This window comes from Kerstersia similis (genome assembly GCF_965139615.1).
Classification (GTDB): domain Bacteria; phylum Pseudomonadota; class Gammaproteobacteria; order Burkholderiales; family Burkholderiaceae_B; genus Kerstersia; species Kerstersia similis.
On sequence record NZ_CBCSIQ010000030.1, the window covers coordinates 1 to 13,740 of the forward strand.

Genomic DNA, 13,740 nt, shown 5'->3' on the forward strand with positions numbered 1-13,740 from the left:
GGTATCCTGGGGCGGGGCGTGTGCGTGACAGGCACAGGATTCATGCCCGTGGTGCGGCGGCACCGGATCCAGGCCACCCTGCGACCAGGGATTGCAACGGCCTATGCGGCGAGCGGCCAGCCACAGGCCTTTGAGGGCGCCGTGGGTTTCAATCGCTTCGATGGCATAGGCGGAACAGCTGGGAGTGAAGCGGCATTGCCGGCCGATCCAGGGGCTCAGGAAGAAACGGTAGAACCTGATCGGTGCAATCAGGAGTTTCTTGAGCATGGCAAGGCTCGTTGGAAATGCGCTTCGGCTTCGGCGCGCACCTGTCGTTTCAGTTCGCTCAGCGATACCAGCGGGGCCTTGCCGTGCAGCCGCATGACAAAATCGCGCGGCGGCAGTTGCAGGCGCAGCTGGCGGAAGGTGTCGCGCACGACCCGTTTGATGGTGTTGCGCGTGACGGCCCGCGCTGCGTGGCGCTTGGGTATCACCAGCCCGAGCCGGCTATGGCCGGCTGCGTTATCCACTGACGTCAGGACGAGCAAAGCCCCCCGCGCCACCCGTCTGCCCTTGAGCGCCGGAGCGAACTCTTCAGGGCTGTGCAGTCTGGCTGAGGGGGGAAAGCTGGCGGAAGACTCCGCTGCGAACTGAGCTGGCGCGGGCGCTACCGCCCGGACTGGCACGGCCGGGGCCGCTGCGCAGTCAGCACCGCGAGGCGCGCCGGCCAGGCCGGCGTGCGTCACCTTAGACGGCGAGGCGCTTGCGGCCGCGGGCACGGCGGGCATTGATGACAGCGCGGCCAGCACGCGTCTTCATGCGGACACGGAAACCGTGGGTGCGCTTACGGCGGGTAACGGAAGGCTGGAAGGTGCGTTTCATGGTCGGAACCTAAAAAGAGCAGCGGCCGGATTGAAGGCAAACACCCATGAAAACCGGCAGTCTGGAAAATGGAATTCGGAAAAGCCCACTATTTCAGCAAAGAATGCGTGGGAAGTCAATGGGTTGCTCGCCCTTGCGGTTGGCGATGTTGTTCGTGTGATGTGGCATGTGATGCGAAGCCTGTCCAGACGCATGAAATTTCCGGCGGCAGGAGCCGTGCTGGCTTGAATCCAGGATGGTATTGATCTTATCTTGCCCAGTAACGGCTTTCAAATGCGTTTTTCGTTATTGGCGCTTGTTTCCAACACAGAAAATTGCTCCAGCCGATGACATGGAAAAGTCTGCAAAACAGAAAAAATGATGGCAGGACGATAGGTTACGTGTTAGAGCCACGGGCTCTGCAAACGCCCGGACAGGTTGGGGTGCGACACGCCGGAAAATCAGGGCCAGAAACCTTATCCAAAGGAAAACCACTGCCCTATGCACATCCTCCTGTGGATAACTTCGTCGTGACGCGCTAGAATCGAGGTTTGGATCGCAAATGAAATGAACGAATTCTGGCAGACCTGTGTCCAGCGCCTGGAGCAGGACCTCCCCCCTCAGCAGATCAGTGCATGGATACGCCCTCTTGCGCCTATCGCGTTCGAGGAAGAGACATCCCTGCTGCGTATTGCCGCGCCTAACCGCTTCAAGCTGGACTGGGTCCGCAAGAACTTTTCCACACAGATCGAAAGCCTGGCCAGCGACTGGTTCCAGCGCCCTGTGCAGGTGCAGTTCGAGCTGGCGACCAACACCGCTCGTGCTCCTCTGGCTGCGCGGCCATCCGCGCCTGCTCCCGCCCCGGCCGGCATGGGCCATGCCGCTGCGCCGCAAGCTGCACCTGCGCCGGTAGCGCCGCCGCCGGTGGTGGAAACGGTGGATCCCGCCTATGAGCGCTCGCGCCTCAATACCGAACTGACCTTCGACAACTTCGTGACTGGTAAAGCCAACCAGCTGGCGCGTGCCGCTGCACTGCAGGTCGCGGAGAACCCGGGAGTGTCCTACAACCCGCTGTTCCTGTATGGCGGCGTCGGCCTGGGCAAGACCCACTTGATACACGCCATCGGCAATGCCATGGTGCAGGCCGGCACGGGCGTGCGGGTGCGCTACGTGCATGCCGACCAATACGTGTCGGACGTCGTGAAGGCCTACCAGCGCAAGGCGTTTGATGAATTCAAGCGCTATTACCACTCGCTGGACCTGCTGCTGATCGACGATATCCAATTCTTCTCCGGCAAGAACCGCACGCAGGAAGAGTTCTTCTACGCCTTCGAGGCAATGGTGGCCAAGCGCAAGCAGATCATCATTACCAGCGATACGTATCCGAAGGAACTCTCCGGCATCGAAGACCGCCTGATTTCGCGTTTCGATTCCGGCCTGACCGTCGCCATCGAACCGCCGGAACTGGAAATGCGCGTTGCGATCCTGCTGCGCAAGGCCGATACCGAAGGCATGCGCATGCCCGAGGAAGTGGCGTTCTTCATTGCCAAGCATCTGCGCAGCAATGTGCGCGAACTCGAAGGCGCGCTGCGCAAGGTGCTGGCCTATGCGCGTTTCCACGGCCGTGAAGTCCTGACGGTGGAAATCTGCAAGGACGCCCTGAAGGATCTGCTGTCCGTGTCCAACGGGCAGATCACGGTGGAAAACATCCAGAAAACCGTAGCAGATTATTACAAGATCAAAGTGGCAGACATGTATTCCAAGCGTCGTCCTGCCAATATCGCCATGCCGCGCCAGGTTGCGATGTACCTGGCCAAGGAGCTGACCCAGAAGAGCCTGCCGGAGATCGGTGATCTGTTCGGTGGTCGGGATCACACCACTGTCTTGCATGCAGTGCGTAAAATCTCGGAAGCCCGCACAAAACAGGCCGAACTCAATCACACCCTGCACGTATTGGAACAAACTCTGAAAGGATGATCATGCAACTGGTCCAGACATCGCGCGACACCCTGCTCAAGCCGCTGTCCGTGGTGGCCGGCATCGTCGAGCGCCGCCACACTTTGCCCATTCTTGCGAACATCCTGCTGCGCAAGGAAGGCGAGCGCGTCTCCTTCATCGCCACCGATCTGGAAGTGCAGATTACGACCCATGCCGATTTCGGCGTCGGTCCGGAAACGGCTGCAACGACGGTAGCCGCTCGCAAGCTGGTCGATATCCTGCGCGCCCTGCCGGGCAGCGATGAAGTCCGCTTCACCCAGAAAGACAACAAACTGACGGTTCAGGCCGCCAAGAGCCGTTTTGCCCTGCAAACGCTGGCCGCAACCGAATACCCCACGCTGGCGCAGCCGGAGAAGTGGGATGTCTCCCTGAGCCTGCCGCAAAAGACCCTGCGCCACCTGTTCAACATGGTGCATTTCGCCATGGCCCAGCAGGACATCCGCTATTACCTGAACGGCATGCTGCTGGTGTTCGAACCGGGCCAGGTACGCGCCGTCGCTACCGATGGCCACCGCCTGGCGCACTGTGCCACGGGCGCCGATGGCATCGAAGCGCGCCAGGAAGTCATCGTGCCGCGCAAGACGGTGCTGGAAATGCAGCGCCTGCTCGATGACAGCGATACGCCGGTTCAGGTGGATGTTGCCGCCGGACAGATCCGTTTCCGCTTTGGCGCGATCGAATTGGTATCGAAGCTGGTGGAAGGCAAATTCCCCGATTTCACCCGTGTGATCCCCACCTCCTACACGCGCCACTTCACGGTCAACCGCGAATTGCTGCTGGGCAGCCTGCAGCGTGCCGCCATCCTGACAACCGACAAGTTCAAGGGTGTGCGCCTGCAGTTGAGCGACAACCTGCTGAAGATTTCGGCCACCAATGCCGAGCAGGAAGAGGCCCAGGAAGAATTGGATGTCGATTACACACATGAGGCGCTGGATGTCGGCTTCAACGTGACCTACCTGCTGGACGTGCTGTCCAACGTGAAGACCGAGACCGTGCGCTGGTCCGTCATGCCGGATTCCAATGCTTCGGCCCTGATCACGCTGCCTGACGACGAGCAGTTCAAGTACGTCGTCATGCCCATGCGCATCTAGGCGCGACAGGAACGGCGCGCGCCCATGAGGCGCTGCGCGTTCCCCTGCCCTGCGCCCTGGCCGGCGAGCACTCGCCGGCTGCAATTTCCTTGTATTCGAGACTATGTCAGATCAACAGCAGAATTCCGCCAACAACGCCGGCTACGGTTCCGACTCGATCAAGATGCTCAAAGGCCTGGAGGCCGTGCGCAAGCGCCCGGGCATGTATATCGGCGATACCTCCGACGGCACAGGCTTGCACCATATGGTGTTCGAGGTGGTGGACAACGCCATCGACGAAGCATTGGCGGGCTATTGCGATGACATCGTCGTCACCATTCATTCGGACAACTCGATTTCCGTGTCCGATAACGGCCGCGGCATCCCGACGGATATCCACAAGGACGATGAATACGGCCGAAGCGCCGCTGAAATCGTCATGACTGAGCTGCATGCCGGCGGCAAGTTCGACCAGAACTCCTATAAGGTGTCCGGCGGCCTGCACGGTGTCGGCGTGTCCTGCGTGAACGCCTTATCCGAGTGGCTGCGCCTGACGATCTGCCGCGACGGCAAGCGCCACGAAATCGAATTCCGCCGTGGCGAACGCGTGGCCCCGCTGGCCGTGGTCGGTGATACCGACCAGCGCGGCACGACGGTGCGCTACCTGGCCGACAAGGAAATCTTCAATAACATCGAGTACACCTACGAGATCCTGTCGCGCCGCCTGCGCGAGCTGTCGTTCCTGAATAACGGCGTAAAGATCCGCCTGGTGGATGAGCGCCAGGGCAAGGAAGAAAACTTCGCTTTCTCGGGCGGGGTGCAGGGTTTCGTGCAGTACATCAACCGCAGCAAGACGGTGCTGCACCCGACGGTGTTCGCCGTGTCCACGGAGTCGGCAGCCGGTGGCACGCTGGTGGGCGTGGATGTCGCCATGCAATGGAACGACAGCTACACCGAGACCGTGCTGTGCTTCACCAATAACATTCCGCAGCGTGATGGCGGTTCGCACCTGACCGGCCTGCGCGCCGCAATGACGCGCGTCATCAATAAATACATTGCCGACAACGAGCTGGCCAAGAAAGCCAAGGTCGATACCACCGGCGACGATATGCGCGAAGGCCTGGCCTGCGTGCTGTCGGTGAAAGTGCCTGAGCCCAAGTTCAGCAGCCAGACCAAGGACAAACTGGTCTCCAGCGAAGTACGCCCTGCCGTGGAAGATGCCGTGGCACGCGAACTGGAAACCTGGCTGCTGGAGCATCCGGCAGACGCCAAGGCGTTGTGCGGCAAGATCATCGAAGCCGCCCGCGCCCGCGAAGCGGCCCGCAAGGCGCGCGAAATGACGCGCCGCAAGAGCGTGCTGGAAGGCGCTGGCCTGCCCGGCAAGCTGGCCGATTGCCAGGAAAAAGACCCCTCGCTGTGCGAACTCTACCTGGTGGAGGGCGACTCCGCAGGCGGCTCGGCCAAACAGGGCCGCGACCGCAAGTTCCAGGCCGTGCTGCCGCTGCGCGGCAAGGTGCTGAACGTGGAAAAGGCGCGTTTCGACCGCCTGATCGCCAGTGAGCAAATCGCTACGCTGATCACTGCGCTGGGCACCAGCATCGGCCCCGATTTCAACGTCGATAAGCTGCGCTATCACCGCATCATCATCATGACCGACGCGGACGTCGATGGCGCGCACATCCGTACGCTGCTGCTGACGCTGTTCTATCGCCAGATGCCCGAGCTGGTGGCGCGTGGTCACGTCTATATCGCCCAGCCGCCGCTCTACAAGGTGAAGGTTGGCCGTGACGAGCGCTACCTGAAGGACGATATCGAGGAAGCCCAGTTCATGCTGCAGCTGGCGCTGCGCGACGCCGAGCTGATTCCTTCTGCTGGCGCCGCCCCCATTGCCGGTGCAGCATTGGAAAACCTGGCCAACCAGTACGTGCTGGCCGATACCGTGATCGCCCGCCTGTCGCGCCGCTTTGACGAAGCCACGCTGTCGGCCATCGCCGAAGGCGTGAGCATCAACCTGGCGGACGAAGCCCAGGCACAGGCTTCGGCACAGCGCTTGCAAAAGGCGTTGTTGGATCCGCGTGATCCGGAAGCGGTGTCGGTCGTGGCTGACAAGGATGCGGAAAGCGGCCGCTCGCGCCTGCAGGTGCTGCGCCGCCACCATGGCAATGTGCGCGTCAGCGTGCTGGATGGCGATTTCCTGGCAGGCAGCGATTATGCGGCGCTGGCGCGTGCCGGCCAGACCTTCCTGGGTCTGGTGGGCGACGGCGGCGTGATTGCGCGCGGCACGGGCGAAAAACGCAAGGAAGCGCCTGTCGATGACTTCCGCGATGTCATGCAGTGGCTGCGTTCCGAGGCCGAGCGCGGCCTGAGCAAGCAGCGCTACAAGGGTCTGGGTGAAATGAACCCCGAGCAACTGTGGGAAACGACCATGGACCCGACGGTACGCCGCCTGTTGCGCGTGGAAATCGAAGACGCCATCGCCGCAGACGAAATCTTCACCACCCTGATGGGCGACAACGTCGAACCGCGCCGCGACTTCATCGAGAAGCATGCGCTGATGGCAGGGAATATCGACATCTGATTCCCGGGCCATGCCGGGGTCGGTGTTCTGCCGGCCCTGCATCCCGGTTGCTCGCGGATACGTCCCCACGCCCCCCTTGAGATGCTTGGTCTCAAGGGGGGTTGTCATTGGGGGTGAGGCATGCGGCGGCAGGCACATGGACAGACAGGGTGGCCGTCCCCAAAGGCGCCTGGGCTGCGTTTATGATCATGGAGAAATCTCTCCACGCCGGCAGAAAGGACACCAGACATGACAGCAGTGCTTAATGAACAAGGCCAGCCGCTGGGCCGCGAAATTCCCGATTGGCAGCCCCGTCCCCTGCCAGCGGGACAAGTGCTGGAAGGGCAGTATTGCCGCCTGGAGCCTGTGGATGCCGGACGCCATGCCGAAAGCCTGTCGCAAGCCTATGCCGCTGCCGGGCCGGGCGCCTGGACTTACCTGCCGGCGGATCCGCCCAGCACCCCCGAGGACGTCAGTACCTGGTTGCAACGCCTGGCCAATGCAGGCACCGAACGCTATTACGCCATTGTCGATCCCGCCAGCGGCCAGGCGCTGGGCAGTGTTGCACTGATGCGGATGGATCCGGCCAATGGCGTGATCGAGGTGGGTGCGGTCGCCTATTCTCCCGCGCTGCGCCGTACCCGTGCCGCCACCGAAGCGCAGTACCTGCTGATGCGCCATGTCTTTGAAGACCTGGGCTATCGCCGTTATGAATGGAAGTGCAACGCGTTGAACCAGCCTTCCCGCGCGGCTGCGCTGCGTCTGGGCTTCACCTTCGAAGGGATTTTCCGGCAGGCTGCGGTCCAGCGCGGGCGTAGCCGCGACACCGCCTGGTTTTCTGTCCTGGATGGGGAATGGCCACTGCTGTCCCGGGCGTTCCAGGCCTGGCTGGACCCCGCTAATTTCGATGCTGCCGGCCGCCAGCGGCATTCGCTGGAAGCCTTGCGCACGGCGAATGCCGGCACCGCCGCAGAAATGTAACTTATACGTAAAAAGTCCCGGTTGCCCTGGTGTGAACGGGTATTTTTACGGCTTCCTCGTTTCTTCCCGGGCAGCGCCATGGCGCTGCCGTGGCATGCCGCTGCATGCCATGCGGTTATTCGCCAGTGCCGGGACGAGTCTTCTTTATCCCGACGCCACGGGCGCCGTGGCGAGGTGTGTTCCGCACCGCGCCCATCTCGCCTGGGCGCCACTTCTTTACCGCCTGGCGGCTACGGTATGACGACCCGAATTTCCCTCCCTGCTTTCTCCTTCGCCCCCGGATTGCGGCTGACGGCCATTTCCAGGCCCGCCGCATGGCTCGCCGCCTGCCTGTGGCTCGGGATGGGCTGGAACCATGCTGCCCATGCCAATGGCAATTGGTATGCAGGGTGCAGCCGCGAAGGGGAAGCCAACTATTGCTATCGCCCCTATGCCGAAGGCCTGGCGGCGGTGCAGCTGGGGAGTTTGGACGAGAGCCTGCCTGCCTGGGGATACCTGAATGCCGCAGGGGAACTGGCCATTGCCCCGGCTTTCGAGGATGCCGCCTCGTTCCAGAATGGCCTGGCGGCAGTGGCGCGTGACAATCAGTGGGGCTATATCGACAGCACGGGCGCCTGGGTGATCGCCCCCGCATTCGAGCAGGCAACCGGTTTCAACGCCGAAGGCACGGCTATCGTGGAAGCCAATGGCCGCGTTCTGCTGATAGACCGGTCCGGGAAGACCATCAAGACGTTCCCGCTGGGTGTACGCAGCCGGGGTTTCCGCCCAGGGCAGGCGCTGGCCATGGCGGAACAGGAAACTGCCCCGCTGGCCTGGAATATTGCATCGGGCAAGCTGCTGTCTGCGCCTGATGCGGTCGGCGCGCTGGAAGTCGGCTACTCCCGTGATGCCTGGAACAGCAAACAATGGCTGGCCGCGCAGACCCGGCAATCAGATTACCGCGGCAAATGGGGCCTGATGAAACTGGACGGCAGCTGGCTGGCGACGCCGGATGCCTTGCAATCCGTACTGGCGCCGATCTCCGATGGCCAGCGTGCCGCGGTCAGCCGGGAGGCCGGGTATCAATGGCAACTGGTCGATCTGCAAGGCAATATCCTCAAGGAGGGTACCTATGCCAAGCTGGATATTCTTGCGCCCGGCTACTGGCTGGGCGTCAATGACCAGAGCACCGAGCTGCTGGGCCCCGACCTGCAGCCCCTGGGCCATTGGTCCGGGCGCGAATTGCACGTGCAGCGCGGCGCCGATTGGGGGTTTGCCGTAGTCAATGATGGCAAGGTGATCCATATCCTGAACGATGGCCAGCCGCTGGTCACCCTCTCGCTGGCGCACAGTTCCGTCCGGGTATTCGACGGGCGTATCTGGGTGTTCGATAAAAGCCCGGATGGCGATGATGGCTATGGCCTGGGCGAAGCGGGTGTGCTGGCGCAGATCTATGACCGGCAAGGCCAGGCGCTGCTGGCGCAGGCGCAGTCCACAAGCGCCGGGGCAACAGCGCGGACGACCGATGCGGCCGATACCAGCGCTGCCGAGTCCGGCCAGCTGGAGACCGCCGAGCCTGCCGCCGTAGTCCGCCAGCCGGCAAGCCGTAAACAACTGGATGGCTATTCTGTCCGCATCCTGGCGGATGCCCGTGTGCGTTCGCCCGATGCCGATCGCTCGCTCTGGCCCCTGGCCATTCTCAAGCCCAGGCAGTACGACAGCCCGCTGACACCGGCCATCCTCACGGTTGGTGGCGAGATAGTCAGTGCTTCGGACTGGCGTGATGTGCAGGCCAGCGAGAACGGCGGCCCCTTGATCGTGACACTGCAAAACCAGCTGACGGGTGCATTGGATGCGCAAGGCAACTGGCTGGTGCAGCCGGAATTCCGTGATATCGAAGCATTCCAGGGCGCCTATGCCCGCGCGCTGCCCGCCGATAGCAGGCAAGGCTGGCGCAGTGCCGTGGTGATCGACCAGCAAGGCCGGCGTGTCGAGCTGCCCGCCAAGGTTGCCAGTGCATTGGCCCGTGTCGAACACGGCTTGGCGGTCTATCGCGCCGAAAGTGCTGGCGGCCAGGAACGCATGTTCCTCTGGGACATCGCAGCCGGGCGTGACGTCAGCCCTGAAGGTTTCCAGGAGCTGTATGCGTTCAGCGATGGCTACGCCAGTGCGCAGCAGAAAGGCAAATGGGGGCTGTTGAACGCTCGCGGCAACTGGATCGTTCCCCCGTCCCGGCAGTATTCTCCTTCCGTGCGGACGCTGCCCGGCGGGCTGCTGCAAGTCAGCGAGGACGGCGACTCGTCGCAGCATCGGCTTTACCGGCTGGATGGCCGCCAGGTCGGGCCACTCTTGAACCGGGAAATCAGCGATCTGGGCCGGGGGCAATTCCAGGTGACGCTGGCCGACAACAATGCCGTCGGCATTCTCGATACCGCGACCGGGAAAGTCACCCTCTTGCCTGACCGCTCCACCCATAATCTGACAGCCGGCAGCGACAAAATCTGGCTGCTGGCGCGTGGCGATTATCGCCAGGGGGCCATAGATGCCCGTGGCAACTGGCGCATCCTGCCGTCCCTGTCCGAATTCAATCCCTTCTTCGTCCAGCCTTCGGGACTGGCGCGTGCCGTCGGCACCGGCAAGGGCTTTCTGGTGGACGAACAGGGGCGCAGAGTTCTGCCCGCCCTGGGGGATGCGCGCCCACTGAAGGGCATGGATCGGTTTGTGCAGTATGACCGGGACGGCGAGAGCCTGCTGGTGGATCGCAATGGCAAGGAAATCGCCCGTGTCGTGGGCCCCTACAGCCTGGAAGCCGATCAGGCCTCGGAAGGCCTGCTACCTTACAGTGAGCGCGGCAACAGCAAATATGGTTTCCTGGATGCCGATGGCCGGCGTGTCATCGGCGCCTATTTCGACAAGCTGGGCGCCATGAAAGATGGCCGTGCCGTGGCTTTGCGCCGGGAACGGGCCGGCAAGGCCTTCGGGTATATCGACCACAGCGGCCGCTACGCCATCCTGCCTGAATTTACTTGGGCCACTGACTTCAGCGAAGGCCGGGCGCTGGTGCTGCGCGACCGCCTGGTGCAGTACATAGACACGACCGGCGCTGTCACTGCCTACATCGGCATACTCTGCCGGCACGTTGCCGTCATTGCACCGGACGACCGCGTGCTATGGCCAGCAGCCGATAAATTGCAGTGTCTGGAAAAGGATGAGAAAGATGGCGCCCCCGTTGGGGATGCACCGCCACCGGAGCCTGTGCCTGTACCGGCAGCCGTGCCTGTACCCGCTGTACCCGCCGCTCCTGCCCTTGGATCCTGAAAGCCAGCCCATCCGCGCCCCTTCACCGGCTGAAAATTGCTGTGTGCCGCCCGCAGGCCGACGCACGCCAGACTGAGATAACAGACATGTCATACCGGATTTCCTTCGCCACTTTCCTGCTATGCGCATTGGGTGCCGCCCCGGCGCAAGCGCAGCAGAGTTCTTCCGCATCGTGTGTGCGTCCAGTCCCGGAGCATGTCTCTGCCCAGCGCACGAACCTGGATCAAATCGCCGGAGAGAACCGTTGCATCCAGGACTTGAGCGAAGGCATGGCCGCGGTCATTCTGCATACGCCCAGCCAGGATGGCTACCGCGATGCCGATATTGCGGACGGTCTGGCAGGTCATCGCTGGGGCTATATCGACGCGCAAGGCGAACTGGCCATCGAACCCAGGTATGAGGATGCCCGGCCGTTTCGTCATGGCCTGGCCGCCGTACGCGAAAACGGCCTGTGGGGCTACATCGATAAGAGCGGCCAATGGGCACTGCCGCCCCAGTGGGAACAGGCCGGCGACTTCAGCCTGGCTGGCGTCGCCGTCGTCCGGGAAAATGGCCGTACGGGCCTGATCGACACGGCTGGCGCAAGCGTGACGCCGCCAGGGCTGGGCCGCAGCGTCTCTACCATCGAGCTCGATGGCGGCAGTCCGACACGTGCCATCATCGGCTACCGGCGGGAATATCTGTCCCCGACAGGGGTACGCCGTTATGTGGACGGGCAGCAGCGCGTGCTGTCGCAGCTGGGCAACGGGCCGTTCTATGTTGCGACCCGCGATGGTGAGCACCAGGGCCTGCTGGATGCCGACTGGCGTTGGGTGCTGCGCCCTGAGTACGATGAGATCATCGCCGCGCTGCCGGATGGCATGGGCGCCGCACGCAAAGGAGAGGACTGGTATTTCCTGGATAGCCAGACCGGCAAGGCCGGCAGCGAGCGCTACCGCCACCTGGAAACCCTGCGCGATGCCTTCTGGCTGGCCTTGCCGGCCACGGATGCAGATAGCGCCCTGGGCAGCAACATCAACTACCAGTTGCTCAATGCCCAGGGCAAGGTGCTGCAGCCGGTCATTTCACGGAACGATCTGGGCAATCTGAATTTCGCCGGCAACACACTGGTTTATCGCACGCCCGATGCACTAACCATCTATCCCATGGGCGGGGAGGAGGCGCTGGAACTGCCTGCCACCTGGCAGCAGCGGGAAACCTATGGGCAATATCTGCTTTTCTACGACGAAAACGAGGCGCTTGCCGGTGTTGTGACTCCCACAGGCCAGCTGCAGAAGATCGCCAGCGCAGACCTGTTGTCCGGCACCCGTGAGGTGGATGTGCAGGCCGACAGGCTATGGCTGTTCGGCGCCCAGCAACGGGTCATCAACGTCATCGATGCGCAAGGCAGGCGATTGCTGAATGACACGGCGCGCGAAACCCTGGCGAACAGCAGCTACCGCCTGCTGCCGCTGAACCTGGAAAATGCGCCGCTGGCCATCATCACGACCGGCTATTGCCATTGCGAGGAAGGCGGCGCCGGACTGGTATTGCACGACGGCAGGCCCGTGCGCCATCCCGACTGGACGGAAGTTGTCCTGCTGCATGAAGAAGCCGATCTGGAGACGCTGGAAAACGCCGATGCGCTCCGCTTTGCGGCCGTCAGCGAGAACGGCATGATCATGCTGGATGCGCAGGGCAATCCGGTGAATATGGAACCTTTGCAGCATATTTCCCCCTTCCGCCATGGCTATGCGCTGGGCTACGCCAAGGGCGTGGCCTACCTGCTCAAGCCGGATGGCACGCGCCAGGAACTGCCGGACTATTTCGATGTGCGTATCGTTGGCCCCAATCGTATGGCGATCGTCATGGAAGCGGCTGAGGGTGCGCTGTGGGGGTTGGACGAAATTCCCTATTATCGTGAGTTGGTGCCGCCGCAATTCCTGGAGATCGGCGATTTCCAGGATGGCTTGGCGCCCGCCCGCCATGCCAAAGGCACCTGGGGCCTGATTGATGCACAAGGCGCATGGGCGGTGCAGCCCGAGTATGACGAAGTCGCCCAGGAACGTTCGGGCTACTGGTTGCTGCGACGCAAGACCGATAACAGCAATTTCAGCTATGAATGGCCCACCGTCGTTGTCAGCCGGGCAGGCAAGATACTGACGCCTCCATTGCGTTCGCTGCAGGTGCAGGAGTATGGCAATGGCTATGCCATGGTGGGCAACAGCCAGGAATCCTGGATCGTCGGCCCGGATGGATCGGCCTTTCCTGCGGGCGCCGCCTACATCAGCCAGATCGGAGACTGGCTGGAAGTTCGCCGGGATTCTGAAGCCGGTGTGCTGGATAGCCAGGGTAATTGGGTGATCCCGCCAGCACCGGTATTCCTGAGCCAGGTTCGTGACCAACGCATCATGCGCCGGGCGCCGGACGGCAGTGAATTGCTCGACGCTACCGGCAAGCGGGTGGCCAGCCTGGGTGACAGCGATTGGCAGTGGCTGCCCGGTTCGCGCTATCTCGCCGGCCTGGGGTATGACGATGAACGCGAGCCCGTTACGCGGTTTGCCGACGCCAATGGCAAGATACTGGCGACCGTCAAGGGCCACGCGCTGGGCTTCGATGGCGAGCGGGTCCTGACGATCAGCCGGGATGGCGCTTATCGCTGGCTGGACAGGACGGGCCAGCCCGTCGGGGAAGGCCATCATGCGCTTGGCATGTTGCATGACGGACTGGCCGGTGCCCTGGGCCCGGATGGCAAGCACGCCGGTTATGTGGACAAGCAGAGCCTGTATCGCATTCCGCCCACCTATCTGGCGGTCAGCAGGTTCCAGAATGGCAGGGCAGTGGCTTCTACCGGGCAGGCGTCCTATCTGCTCGATACCTCGGGGCGCCCGCTGGCCTGGGTGGCCGATGAATGTGGCATGCGTGTATTGCGCAATGCCGCAGGCAAGGCCATCTGGCCGGCTGAGCAAAGCCTGTCCTATTGCTATTGAGGCATGTGGCCGGGGAGTTGCCCACAGC

The 13,740-nt window shown here is 62.7% G+C and carries 10 protein-coding genes; 7 read left to right on the forward strand and 3 right to left on the reverse strand.

Annotated features, from left to right (window positions below; translation table 11 throughout):
• The 3 genes from yidD to rpmH form a co-directional block, all read right to left on the reverse strand.
• Nucleotides 1–267, reverse strand: a 267-nt coding sequence (yidD, locus tag ACNA1V_RS15215) for a membrane protein insertion efficiency factor YidD (protein ID WP_415834452.1), incomplete at its 3' end; no start/stop codon positions are given.
• Complete coding sequence (gene rnpA, locus ACNA1V_RS15220) at nt 249–665, reverse strand: ribonuclease P protein component (protein ID WP_415834491.1); 417 nt, start codon at nt 663–665, stop codon at nt 249–251. The genes yidD and rnpA, both read right to left, overlap by 19 nt.
• Before the next feature lie 61 nt (nt 666–726).
• Entirely contained in the window at nt 727–861 is a 135-nt protein-coding gene (gene rpmH, locus ACNA1V_RS15225) for a 50S ribosomal protein L34 (RefSeq protein ID WP_068373545.1), read from the reverse strand.
• A gap of 30 nt (nt 862–891) precedes the next feature.
• Here rpmH and ACNA1V_RS15230 point away from each other — a divergent pair, with 30 nt between their 5' ends.
• The 7 genes from ACNA1V_RS15230 to ACNA1V_RS15260 all read left to right on the forward strand — a co-directional run bounded on the left by ACNA1V_RS15230 (nt 892) and on the right by ACNA1V_RS15260 (nt 13,712).
• Entirely contained in the window at nt 892–1,089 is a 198-nt protein-coding gene (locus ACNA1V_RS15230; protein WP_415834453.1) for a hypothetical protein, read from the forward strand.
• A gap of 318 nt (nt 1,090–1,407) precedes the next feature.
• A complete protein-coding gene (gene dnaA, locus ACNA1V_RS15235) occupies nt 1,408–2,817 on the forward strand; it encodes a chromosomal replication initiator protein DnaA (protein ID WP_415834454.1) in 1,410 nt (469 codons plus the stop codon).
• Nucleotides 2,818–2,819: 2 nt separating this feature from the next.
• Entirely contained in the window at nt 2,820–3,929 is a 1,110-nt protein-coding gene (gene dnaN, locus ACNA1V_RS15240; RefSeq protein ID WP_415834455.1) for a DNA polymerase III subunit beta, read from the forward strand.
• Between the two features lie 103 nt (nt 3,930–4,032).
• Nucleotides 4,033–6,486: a DNA topoisomerase (ATP-hydrolyzing) subunit B gene (gyrB, locus tag ACNA1V_RS15245; RefSeq protein WP_415834456.1), complete on the forward strand. Its 2,454-nt coding sequence runs from the start codon at nt 4,033–4,035 to the stop codon at nt 6,484–6,486.
• Nucleotides 6,487–6,714: 228 nt separating this feature from the next.
• Complete coding sequence (locus ACNA1V_RS15250) at nt 6,715–7,446, forward strand: GNAT family N-acetyltransferase (protein ID WP_415834457.1); 732 nt, start codon at nt 6,715–6,717, stop codon at nt 7,444–7,446.
• Between the two features lie 237 nt (nt 7,447–7,683).
• A complete protein-coding gene (locus ACNA1V_RS15255) occupies nt 7,684–10,743 on the forward strand; it encodes a WG repeat-containing protein (RefSeq protein ID WP_415834458.1) in 3,060 nt (1,019 codons plus the stop codon).
• A gap of 86 nt (nt 10,744–10,829) precedes the next feature.
• Nucleotides 10,830–13,712, forward strand: a complete 2,883-nt coding sequence (locus tag ACNA1V_RS15260) for a WG repeat-containing protein (protein ID WP_415834459.1) — start codon at nt 10,830–10,832, stop codon at nt 13,710–13,712.
• The last annotated feature ends 28 nt before the right edge of the window (nt 13,713–13,740 follow it).